Below are 21,855 nucleotides of genomic sequence, written 5' to 3'. Positions count from 1 at the left end.
ACGATCATTGCCGGTGAGCGTGCCACGCACAACGCTACGCGCGTGTCCGGCTGAACGCCCAATTCAATCAGCTGATGCGCCAAGCGATTCGCCTGTGCATTGAGCTGCGCGTAGCTCAGCGTCCGCTCTTCAACCACCAACGCCGGCGCCTGGGGCGTGCGCTCGACCTGCGCTTCGAACAATTGGTGAATACACCGATGCGATGGATAATCCTGTTGTGTCGCGTTCCACTCCACCAGCAGCCGATGCCGCTCTTCAGCATCAAGCAGATCGATCCGGCCAATCGGTTGCGTTGCATTCGCAGCCAGCGCGTGTACGAACCGAACGAACCGACGCTGATGCGCGTCGAGCTCTTTCACCGTATAGCATGCGGGATTCGCGTTAAAGTCGATCCGTAATTGACTACTGCCCGGGGCCCAATAGACGTCGAGCACCAGGTCGTCAACCGGACCATTGAGCAGATTATGGTTCGTCGACGGATAACCATCGAACGACATATCGTAGTCGAACGGCATCACATTAACCGTGGCACCGAATAGCGCTTGTCCTGGAGGCAGCCCCAATCGGCACCGTAGCGCCTCGCTCGGGTAGCGTTGACCTCGGAAGCCGCGCTGGATCTGCTGCGCAGCTTGCTGCAGCAATGACGACAAGTTCATTCCCGACTGCATTGTGAACTGCAGCGGGATATCATGCGCCAGCGTGCCGGGGATGTACCGATCCGCGCCCAAGCGAGCCGTCACTGGCAAGCCCAGCACCACGTCCTGCACGCCGGTCATCCGATACAAATACACGGCCAGCGCAACTGTGAGAATCTGGGCTAAACGACCTGTATCCGACATAAAGTCGCCCAGCGCCTGAGTCGGCAGGTAAGCTGTCTGACGCAGCCGGTGCTGCAAGAGTGGTGCGGCACGACTCACCAGCGTCGTGGGCTCGGTCCAATCGGCGCATTGCTTGAGCCAATACGCTTCGTCTCGTTCTCGCTGAGCGGACGCCTGCTGCGCATCGCTGCCCAACAGCTGCAGAACCGAGCCAAACGCACACGGCTCAGGCTTCTTGCCTGCGCGCATTGCGCTGTACATCCGCGCGACGCGTTGCGCGATGAGCATAGCGCCATAGCCATCTATGATGATATGGCAGTAACGCTGATACCAAATCCATTGTTCAGAAGCGACTTTCAGTAACGCATAGCAAAAGAGCGGGCCTTGCACGAGGTCCACCGGCTGCTCATAATCGGCGCGCATCCAGGCTTGCGCGCTTGTGTGAGGATTAGCCTCTGTACTAAGATCCAACACCGACATCGACCATGCGGGTGAGCCAATTGTCTGCCGCAGCCCCTCGCTACTATCGACAAATTGCAAGCGCAGGCTGTCCACCTCACCGATGACTTGGCACAATGCGGCTTCAAACACAGCCGGATCAATCGCGCCTTCGATCACTGTGTATTGGGCAATGTTGTAGGCTGGAATGTCTGGATGAAGCTGCTGCGCGAGCCAGATTTCCTTTTGCTCAGAAGAAAGCGAATACGTCGCAAGGGGTGTCGCGCTAACAGCCATCAATTTATCTCCAATTCAGATCAACGATTTATTCGATTTGAGATACGTGGTTCGCCCCTCCGCCACGTATTGAGGTACCGCCAAGGTTCGGGACATATTGTACGCCAGCGGCCTATAACCTTTACCCGGCTTAAACCTGAACCGGCCCCGCAAAGTTGGACAGTTTCGGAAAGCTAGGGCTGTCTGGGCTGGGTCCTGTATTGCACAGGACTCAGCCCTTTTAGTTTGAGTTTGATGCGATCGTGGTTGTAATAGTGGATGTAGCGTGCCAGACTGGTCTGCAGTTCGTCCAGGTTGCGCAAACGCTCAAGATGGAAGAGCTCGGACTTGAGCGTGCCGCGTCAATCGCGCCAGCGCCTTTTTGAGCATCGTGCTCACCATCTCGAACGCCGCACGGCGGCTGATCTCGTCAGCAACGATCTCGCCGTTGCACAAATCCAGCACCGGCGAAAGGTAAAGCTTGTGCCCACCCATATTGAATTCGGTGACGTCGGTCGCCCACTTTCCGTTTGGACGCTGAGCGTGGAACTGACGCTGCAAGACATGAGGCGCAACGCGGCCAACGCTGCCCTGGTAGGAACGGTATTTCTTGACGCGCACTAGAGATTTTAGCCGCAGTTCATGCATCAGACGCTGAACGCTCTTGTCGTCTAATTCCTGTCAATAAGATCCCTCTCTGTTGCAATTCTTCATAGAGGCCGTCTCGTTGTCGTCTACGTGGTCGCAGTGCGCCACAACGTGCCGTTTGAAAGTCGCTACAGCGTTCCGATGTGATTGCCGCGGTGGGAGCGCAAAGAGGGTGAAGGAATCGCTGCGGCGACGTAATCAGCCTGAATGAAGCGTTCGGCTCTGGCAGTGCAAATAGTCAAATCGAATCCACTATCTGATCGCCTTGAAGTCTGTTTGTCCCTTCCACATAGAGAGCAGTACGGTCGCTAATTTGCGCGCGGTGGCGACTATCGCCTTGCGAGCGCCAATGCGAGCAATAAGCGTCAGTGCCCATCGTCTCAGATCGCAGTCCTGCCGGTATCGGCAGATCAGAGAGGACGCCGCTTCGAACAGTAGATGGCGCGTAAGCCGGCATCCTGCCTTCGAAATACCTGCGTTGCGATCGACATTGCCGGATTGATATTTCGTCGGCGTCAGCCCAAGGTAGGATCCAATGTCCCGCACGCTGCGGAAGCGCTCAGCATTGTCAACAGCCGATGCAAACGCCACTGCAGTCAGTGAGCCCACGCCGGGAACGGTCATCAAGCGCCGGCAGACCGAACTTGCTTGGGCAACGCGACGGATGGCCTGATCGAGTGCATTAATTTGAGTTCCAATATGGCGCAAGCTGTCTATTAGGATATCAAGTACGCCTTGTACAAGAGATGAGGGCGGCATGTTTTGCTCGACAAGCCGTTCGAATGGCACACCTTTACCTGCCGGCAGGATGACACCAAACGTCTTAAGTACGCCCCGAATCTGGTTATATAGACCGGTTCGCATGCTCACAAGTTTTCCGCGCGCGGCCAGTAGAAGTCGCACTTCGTGGCTAGCCATGCTCTTGACCTCGACACCCCGGTACCAGCCGCTTCGCGTGAGCTGAGCGATGCCGCGTGCGTCGTTAGTATCCGTCTTGTTCAGTTGGCTCGCCAGAGCCGCGTGGACATGGCGGGCATGAATGCAATCGAGCGGGATACCCTCGGCTCGCAAGCGATGATATAGCCATACGGCGAGTGGACCCGTCTCCATTCCAACCCGCACTGCCTCCGGTGCATGCAGGCGAATAGCTCGGGCGATCTCTTCAGGATTCGAGGTTACATTTCCGTGCCATACGCTCTTCCCATCGCGATCAACAACGCAGATCGCCGTAACCTTTTGAGACACATCGAGACCCACATACGTTTCCATGTTCGCCTCCAAAGTAAGCCGCAGAAGCAATTACAGCATGTGGTTGATGACTTGCCCAAGGTTGCGCAGCGCGAGCGTGATACGCCGATAGCCATAGCGGCCTTTGTGCTGCTCGAACAGCGTAAGGATCTTGGTCTTCAACTCAGCGTACTTGTCGGCGGTGCTCAGCGCCTTTTGCTGGTAATAAAACATGCTGCGCGCCAAGCCGGCGACCTTCAGCAAGCCTTCCAGAGGGTACTGCTGCCTTAGCTCGAGCACGATTTGCGCTTTTTGCGTTGCGCTGCTTGTTGCTGTGCTTGAGCCAAGGCTTCGAGCTTTTTTAGATACGCGTTCTCCATGCGCAAGTAATTCAACTCCTCGAGTAACTCCTAACGAGTGCGTGTGTCGCCATCGGGCGAAGGGGGCGCTGTGGTCGGCTGTTCGAGCATCTTCTTGGAGCGTGCTGGCGGGCGTTGCGACAATGCATCTACGCCCCCTCATCATACTGACATTTCCACAGGTCGATGACGGCACGGTTGCGAATATCGAACCACGCAGCCGCTTCGCGATCTGGTAGGCCTTCGCTACGGATTTGCTGCAGAACAAGCAGCTTGAGCTCTCGGCTATAGCGCTCGTACTTGCGCTTGACGCTGACGGCGCCATGCATCCGCTACCCCGTGTACCCACTTGCGTATCGTCGCTTCATCTACGCCATGCCGACGAGACATGTCGCGCAGTCCTGCGTGGCCAGATTCATACTCCTCGATGATCGATAACTTGAACTGCTCCGTGTACTTCGCCATGGAAAACACCCCAAAGGTTGGATCGGCGTCCAACTTTTGGGGTGCAGTTCACGGCGTGACGTTGTGCAACGTCGGGCCGTCGGTATTCGGGTGCGCGGCCTAGCGAAGATCGAGCGCGACGTCGACGATCATGTCTTCCTGGCCGCCCACCATCTTGCGACGGCCAAGTTCAACCAGGATGTCAACGGTCTTCAGGCCGTACTTCTGCGCGGCCACTTCAGCATGACGCAGAAAACTCGAATACACGCCAGCATAACCAAGCGCAAGCGTCTCGCGATCGACGCGCACCGGGCGGTCTTGCAACGGCCTCACCAGGTCATCGGCTGCGTCCATCAGCTGGTACAGGTCGCACCCGTGATTCCAGCCCTGCTTGTCAGCAGCCGCGATGAATACCTCGAGCGGCGCATTGCCCGCCCCGGCACCCATTCCGGCTAGGCTCGCATCGATGCGGTCACATCCTTCTTCGACCGCAACCAGCGAATTGGCCACGCCAAGGCTTAGGTTATGGTGCGCGTGGATGCCGGTCTGCGTATCGGCGCGCAGCACCTCCTTCAGGGCGCGGAACCGATCACGCACGTCGTTCATGCCGAGCGCGCCACCGGAGTCGACCACATAGATACAGCGCGCGCCATAGCTTTCCATCAGCCGCGCTTGCTCGGCCAGCTTCTGCGGCGTGGTCATGTGGCTCATCATCAGGAAACCGACCGGATCCATGCCCAGTTCCCGGGCGTACTCCAGGTGCTGCCGCGAGACGTCAGCCTCGGTACAGTGCGTCGCCACGCGCACGACACGGGCGCCGGCATCGTACGCATTGCGCAGGTCGTGGATCGTGCCGATGCCGGGCAACAGCAGCGTGGCGATTTTGGCTCTCGTCACGCTTTGCGCGGCGGCCTCGATCCATTCAACGTCGCTGTGCGCACCGAATCCATAGTTGAAGCTAGAGCCCTGCAGCCCGTCGCCATGCGCGACCTCAATGCTGTCCACGCCGGCGCGGTCCAACGCGGCCGAGATCGCGCGCACGTTCTCCACGCTGTACTGGTGTCGTATGGCGTGACTGCCGTCGCGCAACGTCACGTCGGAGATATACAGTTTCTTGCCGGTGTGGCTCATTGTGCGGTCTCCCGATGGCCGCGCGCCATACCCGCGTCGAGGCGGCGGCGCGCGATCAAGTCGCCGCATGCAAGTGCGGCCGATGTCATGATGTCTAGATTGCCAGCATACGACGGCAGATAGTGCGCCGCGCCTTCGACCTCCAGGAACACGGACGTCTTCAGGCCGTGCGCGGGCCCGATGCCTGGCACGTTCAGTGGATGCTGCGGCACGATCTCGTCGAATTGGACCTTCTGTTTGAGCCGGTATCCCGGCACGTAGGCCTGTACGCTTTGCACCATTTGCTCGATGCTTTGCTCGACCAGCCGTGTATCGACGTGCTCGGACAGCACAAACACCGTATCCCGCATGATCAGCGGCGGCTCCGCCGGATTGAGGACAATGATTGCCTTGCCGCGCGTGGCACCGCCCAACGACTCAATTGCGCGGCGCGTGGTCTCGGTGAATTCGTCAATGTTCGCGCGCGTGCCGGGTCCCGCGGACTTACTGGCGATCGACGCGACGATTTCCGCGTAGTGAACCTTGGCCACGCGCGATACCGCCGCCACAATCGGTATCGTCGCCTGGCCGCCGCACGTGACCATATTGATGTTCGACGCGGTCTCGGCATGCAGGTTAATCGCTGGAATCACGAACGGTCCAATCGCGGCTGGCGTCAGGTCGATCACTTGCACGCCATGGGCCTGCAGGATCTCATTGTGCCGCGCATGTGCGCCGGCAGATGTCGCGTCGAACACGATGTCGACGTCGTCAAACACGTCCAGCTCGAGCAATCCATCGATGCCCCGCGCAGTCGTCGCCACGCCGAGTCGGGCAGCCCGCGCCAATCCGTCGGACTGAGGATCGACGCCCACCATCGCACCCATCTGCAGGTGCTTGCCGTTGCGCATCACCTTGATCATCAGGTCGGTGCCGATATTGCCCGAGCCGATAATGGCGACCTTCACCTTTTGCGTCATGCTTGTACTCCAATCGTACGGTTTCTTGCTAAGTGGCGCGCGCTGCGAAGCATGCGCCGCTTAGCCGGCCACGTGGAATCCGGCGCTGCCCAGCCGCTCGATGTCGATCGATACATACTGACCCGGCGCGATGTACTCGGCCGAAGTCGCGCCACCCGCCATCACGATCCAGCCTGCCTGCAGCGGCTCGCCGGCCTGCGCGGACAAGCGCGCGGCCGCCACCAGCGAACGCAGCGGGTGGCCGAGCAATGCCGCGCTCGAGCCGACTTGCTTGACCCGTCCGTCGATGTTCAGTGTCAAGCCCAGGTTCGAGAAGTCGATGTGCGGATCACACCACGCGCCGATCACAAAGCCACTGGACGAGGCGTTGTCAGCGATCACCTCGGGCAACGTGAACTTGAAGTTCTTGTAGCGCGAATCGATAACCTCGATCGCCGGCGCGATCGCCTCCACGGCGGCCAACGCCGCAGGGGCCGTCACATCTGCGGCCAGCGGCCGCTTGAGCAGAAATGCGATCTCCGGCTCTACACGCGGGTGCACGAAGCGCCTGAACGACACTGATGCGCCTTCCTCGAGCTGCATGGCGCAGGTCAGCCTGCCCCAGATCACATCGGACAATCCCATCTGAAGCATCTTCGCGCGACTCGTGAAACCCATCTTCACGCCCACCCTGCGCTCGCCGCGCTCGAGCCGCCGCGCAATTGACGCGGCCTGAATCGCGTAGGCGTCCTCCAACGACAGACGAGCGTCGAGATCGAACTGCTCGACCTCGTGCACGTCGCGCGCCGCCGTATCGAGCAGTGTGGCGTATTCAGTAATGAAGCTCATCCATGGGCCTCGTTCGGATCGCGTTCAAAAACTGCCCGCACAGAACCAACACCATTGATGCGAGCTTGGACAACGTCGCCGAGCACGATCGGGACCATCGGCCCGAGCGCACCAGACAACACTAGGTCGCCAGCCTTGAGCGGCGTGCCCAAAGCCGCCATCGTGCGGGCGAGCCACACGAGTGCGTTGACGGGGCTTCCCAAGCATGCGGCGCCCGCGCCGACCGACACCGGCTCGCCGCGGCGCTCCATCACCATGCCGCACAACCGCATATCGAACGCAGCAACGCTTACCGGCGTATTGCCTAGCACGAAAGCCCCCGACGACGCGTTGTCGGCGATCGTATCGGTGATCCGGATATTCCAATTCGCGATGCGGCTGCCGACGATCTCGATCGCCGGCAACGCATAGTCGATGGCGCGCAGCACATCCACATGACTGGGACGGTCCGCTTCGATATCCTTACCAATGATGAACGCGATTTCGGCCTCGGCCTTCGGTTGCGCGAGCACCGACGTGGGAATCGGCTCGCCATCGCCAAAGCCCATGTCATCGAACAGCATGCCGAAGTCGGGCTGGTCCACGCCTAGTTGCTGCTGCACCGCGACCGACGTAAGGCCGATCTTGCAGCCGATCACGCGCTGCCCGCGCGCGATACGCCACTCGGTGTTCTCACGTTGGATTGCATAGGCCGAATCGATCGACAACGACGGCCAGGTGTCGCGAAGTGGTGCGATGTACTCGCCGCTGCTGGCCGCCGTGCGCAGCGCCGCGGCCGCCTGCTGGATCTGTTGTGGCGTCATGTCAAGCCCTCCACTCCGGCTGCGCGGCCGCTTCATCCTTCGTGTGCGCACCGATCGCCCAGTGCACGGCCGGCACTTGGGTTGCATACACACGGATGCTCTGCAGCGGTACGCCAAGCGTCTCGTGCACCGTGACGGCGACCGCCTTGACGCAAGCCTTGACCGCTGCTTCACTGCGGCCTTCGACCAGCGAGATATGTACGATTGGCATCGAACTTCCCTTGAAGTACTGAGTCCGCGCAGGCGCGAACGCGCCAGCACGGTAACCATCTTGCCAACCGCCGGACATACCGTCCAATACTATTTTTTTACGTTACGATACTGAAACGGTATGGCATAACGGGATGCGAACGATGGATCTGAAGCAAATGCGGTACTTCCTCGCAGTCGCCCAGGAACGCAATTTCGGACGCGCCGCCCAACGTCTGCATATTGCGCAGCCACCATTGACGCGACATATCCATGCCATGGAGGCGCAATTGGGCGTCACGCTGTTCGTGCGCAGTGCGCGCGGCGCGGAGTTGACTGAGGCGGGACGCACGCTGCTCGCCGAAGTGCCCAACATCCTGGCGCTTGCCCAAAGAGCTACCGAGCAGACGCAACTCGCCGGCCAGGGGCTGATCGGACGACTGGACGTGGGCATCTTCAGCTCCGGCATCTTGCAGGTGATTCCGCAGTTGCTCGCCACCTTTCATACCGAACGGCCACGGATCAAGATAGGACTGCACAATCTGACCAAGGCCCAACAGCTCGATGCGTTGCGCGAGCGCCGGATCACGATCGGCTTCAACCGGCTGGTGCCGCACGATGACGACATCGCCGTCGAGAAAGTACTCGAGGAGCCGTACCTCGTCGCGCTGTACGATGGTCATCCACTATGCAAGAAGGAGCGGATACGACTGCGCGACCTGGACGGCGAGCCGATGATTCTGTATCCGAACGCGCCCGTGCATGGGCTCGCCCAAGAAATCGCGGCCGCCTTTAAGCGAGAACATGTGACGTTGCGGGTGGAACAGGAGGTGGAGGACGTGGTGACCTGCATCGCCCTGGTGGCCAGCCGGTTCGGCGTCTGCATCACCACGGCTTCCGCCGCCAACCTGCGCTTGCCGGGCGTCACCTACCGGCCGCTGCAGTCGCGACGCATGCGCCACATCGAGCTCAGTTGCCTGTATCGGCGCGACGACGATACGCCGATTCTGCATGCATTCCTGGACGTGATCCGGCGACGCCGCCATGCCGGCAAGCACTAGTGGTCGTTAACACACAATAAATGTGTTTCCATTTTGATTCTCAAGGGGAATCGGGATGGTGCGCAGACTGATGAGTGACACGCAATGGGCGAAGATCGACTATTTGTTCGCTTTCGACTATTTTATGGTGCAGCATCGCTTCACGTTGTATATATCCCACCTCTTACCGAGCTTGCCAATGGACTTTGATCTAAACGCCGCTTTAAACAACCAGCAGACTTATCTGTGCGCGTTGGCAGCCTGCCCGGCACCCGCCGGCTCGACGCCGCCGCCATTGACGCCGTCAAGCGGTGCTCTGGCTGGCAGGTCGGCCACCGGGCCCACCACCTATCAGGACCTACCGCCCGAAGTGATTCAGCGGATCGGTGACTACGTGCCCATTCGAGACATGGGACATTTCTCGGCAATCGATCGCCATACGTATCGTTCAATGCATGACCGGCGGCTTGTCTGGCACTATTGGCAACGTGCTAACCAAGCCACGAGCTTGGCGTCAGTCAACCAGCTGCTCGATGAGATGGAGCGCACGCTCCACCAGCCAACGCAGCAGGTCGAGCCCATTGACTCGCTGCGCCGGCGTCTGCACACGTTGCCGCAGGCCGAGCGCCTCGACGCGTTTAAGCGAGTGTTCTCGGCCGCGGACCGCCTTCCAGAATACGGCGTGCGGATACAAAGGGTAATGCTGTTCACGTTACGTCATCTTTTCGATAACCGTGCATTGTCTGGGCACGAGTTTCAGGAGGTGTTCGACTTTGTTCACGCAATGGCAGCGCAGCGCGGGCCCGAACAAGAAAATTTCTGGCCGGAACTGGCATACGCATTAGCGACTAGCTGGGCTTGCCCGTTCGACGCGTTTCTTGGGTATTATCAGGCGTTTTTATTTCGGTTGCCATCGTTAAGCGTACCTGAGCAAGCGGCATTGATTCCGGTATTGTGCAAAGCATTATTTTATTTTAAACCTAGAGAATGGCGCGTGAACATTCCTGAACTGCATGCGGCCTTACGCGAACGGGCCCGGCAGCTGCCACCGTCTCATCAAGGCGCATCAGTCGGCGCGTTGGCGAGTAAACTTTGGAGATTGCCGCCAGCGGAGCAATTCACGATCTACGCAGAGCTGCGCGATTGGGCCTTATCGCTGCCCGACGATCAGTGGGGAGCCGCCCTATCGCTGCCAGGCGAGGAATGGGGACCCCCGCAGTGTTTCATAAAAGGACTCTATAGGTTGCCGCCCGAACTACGTGCACAGGAGTTCGCGCTAATTGAGCCCCAGCTGGCGCGCGTACCCGCGGCACAGCGTGAGCAGGTGGCGCTTGGATTGCTTTTCGATATCCATCTCCATAATTTAGATAATGCGCTAGCGCAGCGGGTGTGGCAGCAGGCGTTAAGTCTGCTCAATGGCGTGGATGCGGCAACGTTCTCGCGCTTTCTTTGTAAGCTTCGGGAGAACGGTCCAATAGCTCCACACTTTCACCAATGGCCATTGGCTAAGGCTGAGATTATCCGCTTTATACAAACCAATCAATTTTCTGAGGCGGTGCGGACACAAATCGGTAACAGTATGCCATGGCTCAAAAGTGAGTTGCCTTAACAGCAGCTTCGGCACGCACAACTTGGCCGGCTGCAACGTCAGTCTGACGCTAGGCTAGCCATCATTGACATCGCCACGATACTGTGATTCCATTATCCACATGAACCGCGCACCGATCCGTCTATCGCTACGACTACTAGCCTGCTTGTTCGGGCTGGGTCTGTTTGCGCGCGCTTCATGGCAGCTTCATTAACGAAGCCCCCTGAATCCCCTGATCTGACTACCTGGCCCCGGTAACCGACCGGCGGTCTTGTTCGTCCATGCCTTCCGGTCGCAATGCCGGCCCGATGTTTTTCGACCCTTGGCGAGACGAACCATGCTGAAAGACCCTTCGATCAAATACCGTCCTTTCACGCCGATCGAGTTGCCGGATCGTGTATGGCCCACGCGTACGATCACCCGCGCGCCGATCTGGATGAGCACCGATTTGCGCGACGGCAACCAGGCGCTGTTCGAGCCGATGGATGCCAAGCGTAAGATGCGTCTGTTCAAGACGCTGGTCGCCATTGGTTTTAAAGAGATCGAAGTCGCATTCCCCTCCGCCTCCGAAACGGATTTCAACTTCGTGCGGGAGTTGATCGAAGGCGGCCACATCCCCGACGACGTGACAATCGAAGTCCTCACACAAGCGCGCGAAGACTTGATCGAGCGTACGTTCGCGTCGCTGCGCGGTGCACCGCGCGCGATCGTCCACCTGTACAACGCCACCGCGCCAGCATTTCGCCGCATCGTATTCGGCACCGACCGCAATGGCGTGCGACAACTGACGGAGCGGGCTGCCCGCTTGATCAAGCAATTCGCTGACGCGGTGCCCCAAACGCGGTTCACGCTGCAATACAGTCCGGAGACTTTTACCGCGACCGAGTTGGACTTCGCCAAGGAAGTCTGCGATGCGGTGTTCGACATCTGGCAGCCAAGCCCCGAGCACAAGGCCATCGTCAACCTGCCCGCCACCGTCGAGATTGGGACACCGAATTTCTACGCGGACCAGATCGAATGGATGCACCGTCACCTGGCGCGGCGGGACTCGCTGATCCTGTCCGTGCATCCGCATAACGACCGCGGCACGGCCGTCGCCGCGGCAGAGCTCGCGGTCATGGCCGGCGCGGACCGGATTGAAGGATGCCTGTTCGGCAACGGCGAGCGCACGGGTAACGTCGACCTCGTGACACTCGCGCTGAATCTGTACACACAGGGCGTCGATCCGGGCCTGGACTTCTCGCAGATCAACGAGATCGCGCGCACCGCCGAAGAATGTACCCAACTGCCTGTACATCCGCGTCACCCGTACGCCGGTGACCTGGTGTTCACCGCGTTCTCGGGCTCTCACCAAGATGCAATCAAGAAAGGCTTCGCCGCACAGCAGGTCAATGCCTTCTGGGAAGTCCCTTACCTGCCAATCGATCCGAGTGACCTGGGCCGTACCTATGACTCAATCATCCGCGTCAACAGTCAATCCGGCAAGGGCGGTATCGCATACCTGCTCGAACAGGGCTATGGCATCGCGCTGCCACGGCGGCTGCAGGTCGATTTCAGCGCCGCGGTACAGCGGCACACTGACGACAGCGGCCAGGAGGTCAGCGCCGCACAAATCTGGGCTTTGTTCCAGCAGGAATATGCGCGCAACGATGCACCGCTGCGCTACATCGGCCACGAATTGTCCAAGCACGAGGGCGGCGAATCCATCGCGGTCACCGTTCAGATCCATGGCCGCCAGCAGGTTCTGACCGGCACGGGCAACGGTCCTCTCGATGCGCTGATGCGCGCGCTGCGCACGCCGCTGCGCATCCAGCACTATGAGGAGCGCGCGTTGAACCAGGGCGCCGACGCACAGGCCATCGCCATCGCTGAACTAGCCGGTTCCGCCGTGTGCGGCAGCGCGTTCGGCGTCGGCATTGATGCGAATCTGACGACTGCGTCGATCCGCGCGGTCGTGAATGGCGTGAACCGGGCGTATGCGCGCTGTGACGCCACAAGGCAACACACGTTCTTCGATGCCGTATAGCAGGCATCGACCAACGCCGGCGTCAGCCGAGCTGCGTAACGCCCCGGTTCAACGCATGCACAGGTGCCCGGCGACAATACACCGGGTTTCGTGTATCACGGAACAGCACGCGGTACCCGTGGTCCAACCCCGGTCATTCGACATCGCCGCCGGCGGCTCCCCCTTGCCGGCGGCCAGCATTGTAAAAACCTTGCAGATACCCAGCGCATGAACGCCGATACCGTCAATACGTCGTCACCGCGCAAGCCGTTGTTGCGCCGCCTATTGAGCCACCATGAAATAGCCACGCTGCTGCTGTTACTGCACGCGCCAGCCGGCGCTCTCGCCGCCAAGCCAGATGTCGCCGCGCTGGCGGAAGTCGGACTAGTACGTATCGTCGATTCGTCAGAGAGCGGATCGCACGTCGAGCTGACTCCCGAAGGCGATGCAGTGCTGCGCACGTTGGCCGCGTCGCGCTGATTGCGCCAGCAGCGCCCTAGACGCCGCGGGGATGTCGCGGCGGACCTGGCTGCGCGCCGCCGCGATGCCAACCAGCCGCCGCCGAGTTGACACACGAGCAGCCCGGCCAGCATCAACGCGCAGCCGGCCATCGCGCGCAACGACAACGTCTCGCCGAACAGCCACCAGCCAAACAGGGTGGCAAATGGATTACGCGGGGGCACTGTCCAGCATGTCGCGAATACCAGGACACCGACAGGAAGACCGATCCACTCGCGCCGACCGAATCGGATCATTGCCGAATCCGGCGTCGCCAAAATGACGATGTACAAGCACTTTGCGTCCAAGAGCCAATTGGTGCTGGACGTGCTACGCACGCGGTGCAGCGAGCCGAGTCAGTGGCGGCGTTGGTGGACAAGCAGCGGGAACCGCTCGCCCAGTTGCGGGCGGTCTTCGTCTGACATGATCGTTGGCTCAAGTCCGCGCAGTTCGCCGGCTGCCTGTTCATCAATGCGGCCGCTGCCCCGCAATGGTTGTCGGCGGCCGACGCGTCGCACAAGCTCGCCTGAGCGGCAGGCAACGCGGACGCGGCGACGGGAGCCTATCGTGGCGACGGTCAGCCGTTCAGGCCGCGCGCCAGGTCGCGCTTCAGGTCATCGACTCCTTCAAGACCAACCGACATCCGGATCAAGCCTTCGGTGATACCGGCAGCCGCTCGGGCCTGCTCCGTGATCCGCGCATGCGTGGTAGTCGCCGGATGGGTCAGCGTGGTGCGCGTGTCGCCAAGGTTGCCCGTGATCGAGCAGATCCTCGTGCCGTCGATCACGCGCCATGCGTTGGCGCGCATCTGCTCGGGCGAGTCGCCGTTGAGCTCGAACGATACGATCGCGCCGCCGGCACGCTGCTGGCGCTGGGCGAGCGCGTGCTGCGGATGCGACTGAAGCCCCGGATAGAAGACCCGGTTCACCGCCGGATGCGCGTCAAGCCAACGCGCCAGCTCAAGTGCGTTGGCTGACTGCCGCTCGAGCCGCACGTGCAAGGTCTCCATGCCCTTAAGCAGCACCCATGCGTTGAACGCGGACAGCGTCGGGCCGGCGCTGCGCACGAACGGGAACACCTTCTCCATCAACAACTGCCGCTCCCCCACCAGCGCGCCGCCGAGCACGCGACCTTGGCCGTCCAGATACTTGGTGGCCGAGTGCATCACCACGTCTGCCCCGAGCTTCAGCGGCTGCTGCAACGCCGGGCTACAGAAGCAGTTGTCGACGACGAACAATGCCCCTGCCTGCTTCGCGATCTGGCTCACCGCTTCGATGTCCGACACCTCGGTGAGCGGATTCGACGGCGTCTCCAGAAAGAACATCCGAGTGGTGGGCGTCACCGCGCGACGCCAGGCATGCAGGTCGGACGGATCGACGAACGTCGTCGTGATGCCCAGCCGCGGCAGCATCTGCGCGAACATGCCGAGCGTCGAGCCGAACAGGCTCCGGGAACTGACGATGTGTTCACCGGCCTGCAGCACCGACAATACGATCGACAGGATAGCGCTCATGCCGGAAGCGGTCGCGATACAAGCCTCGCCGCCTTCGAGCGCCGCCAGACGGTCCTGGAACATCGATACCGTCGGATTCGTGAAGCGCGAATAAGTGAAGCTGTTTTCGGAGTCGGCAAAGCGCTCGGCGGCCTGCGCCGCGCTGTCGAAACAGAAGCTCGAAGTCAGCAGCAACGCCTCGGAGTGCTCGTTGAACGGCGTGCGCCGCGTACCGGCACGCACCGCCAGCGTATCGCTGGACAATTCTTGCGGATCCCCGTCATGTGGGTGGAGAAAATCGCTCATGGATGACGTTCGCCGATGGTTTGCTTGCTCATTCAACCGACAAATGCAGGTGCAGTTGTGAGCGGTCGTTGCCTTCACCGGTCGCATCCCGGTCCGACTGTGACGTCGGATCGAGCCGCACCCGTTCGATCTTGTCCAGATACTCAGTCGTCACGTCGCCGGTGATGTAGTGGCCGTCGAAGCACGACGCCTCGAAATTCTGCAGCTGCGGGTTCGTGTCACGCACCGCCTGCTTCATGTCCTCGACGTCCTGGTAGACGAGCGCATCGGCGCCGATGATCTGCGCCACTTCCTGGTCGGTCCGACCATGCGCCACCAATTCACCGCGGGTCGGCATATCGATGCCATACACATTCGGGAAGCGCACTGGCGGTGCCGCCGAGGCAAAGATCACCTTGTTCGCGCCGGCGTCGCGTGCCATTTGCACGATCTCCTGTGACGTGGTGCCGCGCACGATCGAGTCGTCGACGATCAACACATTGCGGCCCTTGAACTCGACCGCCATCGCGTTGAGCTTCTGGCGCACCGACTTCTTGCGCACTGCCTGACCGGGCATGATAAAGGTGCGGCCAACATAGCGATTCTTGAAGAACCCTTCGCGATATTCGATGTTGAGCTTCTTGGCGACCTGCATCGCCGCCGGCCGCGACGAATCAGGAATCGGCATCACGACATCAATCTGCATGCCGGGCAGCGTGCGCTTGATCTTTTCGGCCAGGTAGTCGCCCATGCGCAACCGCGCGTTGTAGACGGGCACACCATCGAGCACCGAGTCGGGCCGCGCTAGGTAGACAAGCTCGAAGATACACGGATTCAGGCTGGGATGCTGCGCGCATTGCTTTGCGTGTAGCACGCCGTCCATGCCGATGAACACGGCTTCGCCAGGCGCCACGTCTCGTACGAACTCGAAACCGATGCCCTCGAGCGCGACCGATTCGGATGCGATTATCCATTCGGTGCCCTGCACGGTGTCGTGCTTGCCGATGGCCAGCGGCCGGATACCATGCGGATCACGAAACGCCAGCAACCCGTATCCGGCAATCAACGCGACGATCGCATAAGAGCCCTTCACGCGCCGGTGCACCGCGGACACCGCCTTGAAGATCGCGTCAGGCTCCAGCGAGAACCCGGTCGTGGCCAACTGCAGCTCGTGTGCGAACACATTGAGCAGCACCTCGGAATCGGAACTCGTGTTGATGTGCCGGCGGTCGATGCGGAACATTTCGTCCTTGAGCTGTTCCCAGTTCGTCACGTTGCCGTTGTGCGCGAGGATGATACCAAACGGTGCATTCACGTAGAACGGTTGGGCCTCCTCTGCACTACTGGCCGAGCCGGCGGTCGGATAGCGGACCTGGCCGATCCCGCAGTTGCCGGGCAGCGAGCGCATGTTGCGCGTGCGGAACACGTCGCGCACCATGCCGTTTGCCTTGTACATGTGGAACGTGCTGCCGTTGGCCGTTGCAATACCGGCCGCGTCCTGGCCGCGATGCTGCAGCAGTAGCAAGCTGTCATAGATCAGCTGATTGATGGGAGACTGGGAAATTACGCCTACGATGCCGCACATGGCATGTCCTTCAAAGAAATTGAATCCGGGTGCCGCTCAGAAATGCACGTACGCCGCGATCGCGGCCGGCAGGAACGGTTTCAGTTCGCGCACGCCGTGTTCGGCATAAGACCTGAACATCGCGTTGCGCCAAAAATTCTGTCGCGGCAGCTCGGTCAACCCGGCGACCGCCACCAATACGAGTACCAGCAGGACGCCTCGTATCAGCCCAAATAGTATGCCCAACGTGCGATCGACACCGCGCAGCCCGCCGGCTTCGGCAAGCCGCGTGATTAGCGCACCGACCACGCCAGAGACAACCAGTACAGCCGCCGCCAAGCCGAAGAACGCGACTAGGTACTGCGTCAGCACGCCGCCGGGCCAGTTCGCCGGTACATAGCGTACCAGCGCTGGCGCATAGATCGCGGCGACAATCAACGCGACGACCCACCCAATCAGGCCGAATACCTCCGCCAGCAGCCCCCGCCACATCCCGCGCAGCGCCGACAGGCCGATAACCGCGATCACGGCGTAGTCGAAAGCGGTTAACGTCGCGTCTGTCACTTCGTCAGCCGTTCTCTATTGCGTGCGCTTACTGTCGCCGCCCGAGGTCAGGCCGGCCTCGCGCACCTTCGCCACCGCGGCAGCGGCCGCCGAACGATCGGCGAAGGGCCCGGCGCGCAATAGGATGCGCTCGCTGCCGTCGGACTGGCGCCGGCGCTCGATATAGGCCGGCACGCCGAGCGCCTTCAACCGGCCCACCCACTCCCGCGCGGCGGCATCGCTGTTCAGCGCGCCCAGTTGCACCACGTAGCGATTGCCGGCTGGCGCATTCGGCATACCGCCGGGGCTCGACACATCAAATGACGCATTCGCACCGCTTTGTGCTCGAGCGCGCCCGGTTTCCATCGCAGTCTTGCCGCGCGGCGGCGGCGCGATGGCCGGCGGCGGCGCAGCCGGCATCACATCATCGTCATGCGCATGCGACGATGCCGGCGCCGATTCGAGCCGCGCCGGAATCTGGATGGCGATGTCGTCGGTAAAGGGCTTTGGGTGGGAGTCGAGAATCACCGGCAGCGCGACCACGGCCGCCACGACCAGCGCGATCGCACCGACCAGGCGCCGACGCGCGCGCTGTTTCTCAGGCAGCGTCGGATCGAGCAGCATTGCGTCCGGATCGGAGCGGCGCTCGGCACGCTGCTCGCGGCGGCTCGTGCGGGCGGCACGGCTCCCCGCGGTGGTCCGGGACGGGCCCGCGTCGTCTTTGCTGCCGAAGGAGAACAATCCCATATGTGGCTCGTGGCGGCGCCGGCAGACCGGTCTGCCCGGCTCGCGCGCCGCGCGGATCAATGATGCTGCATCTTACGATAGGCCAGCACGCCGGCTACCGTATAGAAACTGCCAAAAACCACGATTCTATCATTTTCGCACGCCCGGCTGAGTGCATCCTGATAGGCAAGCTGTGGATTCGCGAACTGCCGGATCGACGCGTCCGAGGGTGCGTCGGGATCGCCGCGCGACACACCCAGCGCCACCAATGTCTGTTCGATGTCGACCGCACTGGCCGCACGCGACGTGGGCAATTCGGTTACGCACCAATGGTCGACCTCACCTTTCAAGCGTGCAAGCACGCCGGCGATATCCTTGTCGGCCATCGCGCCGAACACCGCATAGGTGTAGGGGAAATAGCCCATGTTGCCCAGATTCTGTGCCAACACCGCGGCCGCGTGAGGGTTGTGTGCAACATCCAGCACGATCGCCGGTTTGCCGGGCAGCACCTGGAAGCGCCCGGGCAGCTCGACGTTGGCCAGCCCGAGCCGGATGTCCTGCGCGCTGACTGGCAGATGCTCGCGCAGCGCCTCGAGCGCGGCGAGCGCCGCCGCGGTATTGAGCAACTGGTTTGCACCGCGCAGCGCCGGATAGGCCAGCGCCGCGCGTTTCAGCGTGCGGCCGCGGTAGCTCCATTGCTGCCGCTCGCTGCCGGCATGACCCTCGTAGTGGAAGTCGCGGTTGAACAGCCACAGGTCGGCGCCGATCGCCTCGGCATGCTCGACCACGCTGGACGGCGGCAGCGGATCGCCGACGATCGCTGGCTTGCCGGGACGAAAGATCCCCGCCTTCTCGCGGCCGATTTGCTCCCGCGTGTCGCCAAGGTAATGCTGGTGGTCCAGATCGACGCTGGTGATGACCGCACAATCGGCATCGATGATATTCACCGCGTCGAGCCGGCCGCCCAGGCCGACCTCCAAAATCACCGCATCGAGCTGGCGGGATGCGAACAAGCGCATGATCGCCAGCGTCGTGAACTCGAAGTAAGTCAGCGACACCGGCTCGGGCAACGACAACCGTGCAGCCTCGATCGCCTCGAAATGCGGCAGTAGTTCGTCATCGGTCGCATTGCGGCCGTCCACGCGCGCGCGTTCGTTGAACTCGAGCAGGTGTGGCGACGTGTGGCACCCGACGTGATAGCCGGCACGCAGCAGAATCGCTTCTAGGATCGCGCACGTCGATCCCTTGCCGTTGGTGCCGCCCACGGTGATCACCGGACAGTCGAACTGTAGTCCAAGCGCCGCCTTGACGCGCCCAATGCGTGCCAGCCCCATGTCGATACCGACCGGATGGGCGGTTTCCAGATGCGCGAGCCAATCCTGAAGCGTGGCGAAAACAGTCATGACAGCCCCAGTGTCGAGCGCCGCCGCTTCACGCGACCGCGTCCGCCGGCTGGTGCGTCAACAGCGCGATCAGCCGGGCGATTTCCTCGCGCATCTTGCGACGATCCACGATCATATCAATCGCACCTTTTTGCAGCAGGAATTCCGAACGCTGAAAGCCCTCTGGCAGTTTCTCGCGCACCGTCTGCTCGATCACGCGCGGGCCGGCGAAGCCGATCAGCGCGCGGGGCTCGGCAATCACGACATCGCCCAAGAACGCGAAGCTGGCCGACACGCCGCCCATCGTCGGGTCGGTCAGCACCGAGATGAACGGCAGCTTGGCCTCGGAGAGCTTTGTGAGCATCGCTGTGGTCTTGGCCATCTGCATCAGCGATAGCACGCTTTCCTGCATCCGCGCACCGCCCGATGCGGCAAAGCAAATAAACGGGACCTGCTGCTCGAGCGCGTTCTTCGCCCCGCGCACGAAGCGCTCGCCGACGACCGAGCCCATCGAACCGCCCATGAACGCGAACTCAAAGCAGGCGACCACTACCGGCAATGTGTGGATCGCACCGCCCATCACGACCATCGCGTCGGTCTCACCGGTCTCGTCCATCGCGTCCTTGAGCCGATCCGGGTATTTACGGCTGTCCTTGAACTTCAGCGCATCGACCGGCACGATCTCCTGGCCGATTTCATAGCGGCCCTCCGGATCGAGCAACACGTCCAACCGCTCACGCGCACCCATCCGCATATGGTGATCGCACTTCGGACACACGTGTAGATTGGCCTGCACATCATTGCGGTAAAGCACCGCTTCGCAGTTCGGGCACTTGACCCACAGTCCTTCCGGGATGCTCTTGCGGCTGCGCGGATCCGTTTGCTTGATCTTCGGCGGCAGCAGTTTATCCAGCCAACTCATGAAAGCTCCTCGATGCGTAGTTTCGTCGCGGCATGCCGCCGGGTTCAGGCTGCGTGGTCCAGCGCGTGCCGCACCTCGGCAACAAACGTCTTGAGTACGTTCGCAGCGTCCTGCCCGGGCGTCTGCTCGAGCAGTTGGACAATGCGGCTACCGATCACGACCGCGTCGCTGACCTCGGCGACCACACGGGCCGTGGCGGCATCGCGAATGCCGAAACCGACTCCGATCGGCAGAGGCACCCGCGCCTTGATGGTCGGCATTTTACCTGCGATGCTGGAAACGTCGAGATTTGCCGCACCAGTCACGCCCTTGAGCGACACATAATAGACATAACCGCTCGCCACGCGCCCCACCGCGGCAATGCGCTCTTCGGTGGACGTCGGCGCGAGCAGGAAGATCGGATCGATGCCGTAGCCGCGCATCGCGTCGGCGAATTCGGCAGCTTCCTCGGGCGGATAGTCGACCACCAGCACGCCATCGACGCCGGCCTCACGCGCCGCGGCGCCGAACGCCTCGCGCCCCATCCGCTCGATCGGATTCGCGTAGCCCATCAGCACCACGGGTGTATCACGATCGCGCTCGCGAAACGCGCGCACGTCGTCGAGCACGCGCCGCAGCGTGATACCGCGCGCCAGTGCCCGCTCGGACGAGCGCTGGATCACGGGGCCGTCGGCCATCGGGTCCGAGAACGGCACACCCAGCTCGATTACGTCGGCGCCGCCAGCAGCCAGCGCGTGCATGAACTCGACGGTGCGCGCCGGGTCCGGATCGCCCGCGGTCATGAATGGAATCAGGCCCTTGCGTCGAGCGCGGGTCAACGCCGCAAACTTCGTTTCAATTCGGGACATGGGATGAAGTCTCGTCTAAGATCGCGCGGTCTGCCTCCAGCTCAGCCAATCGCCGGCGAGCAAGCGCGCAGTATTCAGGATTGATCTCGTAGCCAACAAAGCGGCGCTGGCGCCGCGCGCAGGCCACCGCGGTGGTGCCGCTGCCCATGAACGGATCGAGCACCAGACCGCCCGGCGGACAGCTGGACAGCACCATTCGCTCGATAATCTCCAGCGGCTTTTGCGTCGGATGCGCGACGCGCTCGGCATGCTGGCGGTGCAGGCGCGACACCGACCAGACGTCCTTCGGGTTATAGCCGAGTTCTAGCCATTTGCTGCCTTCGAAAATGCGCCGCGAGCGGGCCTTCTTCGTGACAGGATCGTACGGAATACGCACCGAGTCTAGGTCGAAGTAATAGTCCTTCGACGCCGCGAAAAAGCCGATGTTGTCGTGCACCGACGTGAACCGGCGCGTCGTGCCGCCCATGCTCGGCACGCGCCGGTCCCAGATAATCTCGTTGATCATCGTGAGCCGGCGCTTCAAGAAGCAGAAGATTTCCGGCGCGTATTGCCACGTGCAGAATACATACAGTGAGCCGCTCGGCTTAAGCTTCGGAATTGCCAGCTCGAGCCAGCGGCAGGTCCACGCGATGAAATCCTGGCCGTTGCGCTTGTCCGAATCATTGCCATAGTCCTTGCCCAGCCCGTATGGCGGGTCGGCCAGGATCAGGTCGATCGACTGGTCAGCCAGGCTGCCTACGTCAGCAACGAAATCGCGATTGCGTAACGCAATCCCCGGCGGGATGGCGCGCGGATGCAGCGCGTCGCCGCGCATCGTGATCGGTGTCGTGTCACCACGCGCG

General features: G+C 61.5%; 19 protein-coding genes and 3 pseudogenes. 4 read left to right on the top strand and 18 right to left on the bottom strand.

What is annotated here, in order from left to right; translation table 11 throughout:
• The 9 genes and pseudogenes from B0O95_RS11180 to B0O95_RS11140 all read right to left on the bottom strand — a co-directional run.
• A partial coding sequence (locus B0O95_RS11180) for a condensation domain-containing protein (RefSeq protein WP_199180494.1) occupies positions 1 to 1,553 on the bottom strand: 1,553 nt, incomplete at its 3' end.
• 173 nt (positions 1,554 to 1,726) lie between these two features.
• A pseudogene (locus tag B0O95_RS11175) lies at positions 1,727 to 2,207 on the bottom strand (IS3 family transposase); the annotation flags it as partial.
• 225 nt (positions 2,208 to 2,432) lie between these two features.
• Positions 2,433 to 3,449, bottom strand: a complete 1,017-nt coding sequence (locus B0O95_RS11170; RefSeq protein WP_104077974.1) for an IS110 family RNA-guided transposase — start codon at positions 3,447 to 3,449, stop codon at positions 2,433 to 2,435.
• A gap of 39 nt (positions 3,450 to 3,488) precedes the next feature.
• Positions 3,489 to 4,231 (bottom strand): annotated as a pseudogene (locus B0O95_RS11165) (transposase); the annotation flags it as partial.
• Positions 4,232 to 4,330: 99 nt separating this feature from the next.
• On the bottom strand, positions 4,331 to 5,341 hold the full coding sequence (gene dmpG / locus B0O95_RS11160; RefSeq protein WP_104077956.1) for a 4-hydroxy-2-oxovalerate aldolase: 1,011 nt from the start codon (positions 5,339 to 5,341) through the stop codon (positions 4,331 to 4,333).
• Positions 5,338 to 6,300 carry an acetaldehyde dehydrogenase (acetylating) gene (locus B0O95_RS11155; protein ID WP_104077955.1) on the bottom strand — a complete coding sequence of 321 codons (963 nt, stop codon included), beginning with the start codon at positions 6,298 to 6,300 and terminating at the stop codon, positions 5,338 to 5,340. The genes dmpG and B0O95_RS11155 overlap by 4 nt, the downstream gene beginning before the upstream one ends.
• A 60-nt stretch (positions 6,301 to 6,360) precedes the next feature.
• Positions 6,361 to 7,128, bottom strand: a complete 768-nt coding sequence (locus tag B0O95_RS11150; protein ID WP_104077954.1) for a 2-keto-4-pentenoate hydratase — start codon at positions 7,126 to 7,128, stop codon at positions 6,361 to 6,363.
• Entirely contained in the window at positions 7,125 to 7,931 is an 807-nt protein-coding gene (locus tag B0O95_RS11145; protein ID WP_104077953.1) for a 2-keto-4-pentenoate hydratase, read from the bottom strand. The genes B0O95_RS11150 and B0O95_RS11145 overlap by 4 nt, the downstream gene beginning before the upstream one ends.
• Position 7,932: 1 nt before the next feature.
• Positions 7,933 to 8,142, bottom strand: a complete 210-nt coding sequence (locus B0O95_RS11140; protein WP_104077973.1) for a tautomerase family protein — start codon at positions 8,140 to 8,142, stop codon at positions 7,933 to 7,935.
• A 142-nt stretch (positions 8,143 to 8,284) separates the two neighbouring features.
• Here B0O95_RS11140 and B0O95_RS11135 point away from each other — a divergent pair, with 142 nt between their 5' ends.
• The 4 genes from B0O95_RS11135 (at position 8,285) to B0O95_RS11120 (ending at position 13,233) form a co-directional block, all read left to right on the top strand.
• Positions 8,285 to 9,181, top strand: coding sequence for a LysR family transcriptional regulator (locus B0O95_RS11135; protein ID WP_104077952.1), 897 nt, complete (start codon positions 8,285 to 8,287; stop codon positions 9,179 to 9,181).
• 349 nt (positions 9,182 to 9,530) lie between these two features.
• Complete coding sequence (locus B0O95_RS11130; protein ID WP_233203299.1) at positions 9,531 to 10,769, top strand: hypothetical protein; 1,239 nt, start codon at positions 9,531 to 9,533, stop codon at positions 10,767 to 10,769.
• Positions 10,770 to 11,085: 316 nt separating this feature from the next.
• Complete coding sequence (leuA, locus tag B0O95_RS11125; protein WP_104077951.1) at positions 11,086 to 12,774, top strand: 2-isopropylmalate synthase; 1,689 nt, start codon at positions 11,086 to 11,088, stop codon at positions 12,772 to 12,774.
• A gap of 207 nt (positions 12,775 to 12,981) precedes the next feature.
• The gene (locus B0O95_RS11120; protein WP_104077950.1) at positions 12,982 to 13,233 is read left to right on the top strand and encodes a hypothetical protein; all 252 of its coding nucleotides are present in this window, start codon (positions 12,982 to 12,984) and stop codon (positions 13,231 to 13,233) included.
• A gap of 38 nt (positions 13,234 to 13,271) precedes the next feature.
• Here B0O95_RS11120 and B0O95_RS11115 read toward each other — a convergent pair.
• From B0O95_RS11115 to B0O95_RS11070, 9 genes and pseudogenes are all read right to left on the bottom strand, one after another.
• Positions 13,272 to 13,418: pseudogene (locus B0O95_RS11115) on the bottom strand (EamA family transporter); the annotation flags it as partial.
• A gap of 410 nt (positions 13,419 to 13,828) precedes the next feature.
• Positions 13,829 to 15,049: an O-succinylhomoserine sulfhydrylase gene (locus B0O95_RS11105; protein WP_104077948.1), complete on the bottom strand. Its 1,221-nt coding sequence runs from the start codon at positions 15,047 to 15,049 to the stop codon at positions 13,829 to 13,831.
• Positions 15,050 to 15,077: 28 nt separating this feature from the next.
• Entirely contained in the window at positions 15,078 to 16,613 is a 1,536-nt protein-coding gene (purF, locus tag B0O95_RS11100) for an amidophosphoribosyltransferase (RefSeq protein ID WP_104077947.1), read from the bottom strand.
• A 36-nt stretch (positions 16,614 to 16,649) separates the two neighbouring features.
• Entirely contained in the window at positions 16,650 to 17,156 is a 507-nt protein-coding gene (locus B0O95_RS11095) for a CvpA family protein (protein ID WP_104077946.1), read from the bottom strand.
• A 15-nt stretch (positions 17,157 to 17,171) separates the two neighbouring features.
• Positions 17,172 to 17,882, bottom strand: coding sequence for an SPOR domain-containing protein (locus B0O95_RS11090; protein WP_104077971.1), 711 nt, complete (start codon positions 17,880 to 17,882; stop codon positions 17,172 to 17,174).
• Between the two features lie 56 nt (positions 17,883 to 17,938).
• A complete protein-coding gene (folC, locus tag B0O95_RS11085; protein ID WP_104077945.1) occupies positions 17,939 to 19,264 on the bottom strand; it encodes a bifunctional tetrahydrofolate synthase/dihydrofolate synthase in 1,326 nt (441 codons plus the stop codon).
• 28 nt (positions 19,265 to 19,292) lie between these two features.
• Complete coding sequence (gene accD / locus B0O95_RS11080) at positions 19,293 to 20,165, bottom strand: acetyl-CoA carboxylase, carboxyltransferase subunit beta (protein WP_076786520.1); 873 nt, start codon at positions 20,163 to 20,165, stop codon at positions 19,293 to 19,295.
• Between the two features lie 44 nt (positions 20,166 to 20,209).
• Positions 20,210 to 21,013, bottom strand: coding sequence for a tryptophan synthase subunit alpha (gene trpA / locus B0O95_RS11075; RefSeq protein WP_104077944.1), 804 nt, complete (start codon positions 21,011 to 21,013; stop codon positions 20,210 to 20,212).
• Complete coding sequence (locus B0O95_RS11070) at positions 21,000 to 21,827, bottom strand: DNA-methyltransferase (protein WP_104077943.1); 828 nt, start codon at positions 21,825 to 21,827, stop codon at positions 21,000 to 21,002. The genes trpA and B0O95_RS11070 overlap by 14 nt, the downstream gene beginning before the upstream one ends.
• Positions 21,828 to 21,855 lie beyond the last annotated feature (28 nt).

Origin of the sequence: Mycetohabitans endofungorum, assembly GCF_002927045.1 — a bacterium.
In the GTDB taxonomy this organism is placed as follows: domain Bacteria; phylum Pseudomonadota; class Gammaproteobacteria; order Burkholderiales; family Burkholderiaceae; genus Mycetohabitans; species Mycetohabitans endofungorum.
Note: the sequence above shows the minus strand (reverse complement) of the source record. Positions and strands in the feature narration are given on the sequence as shown.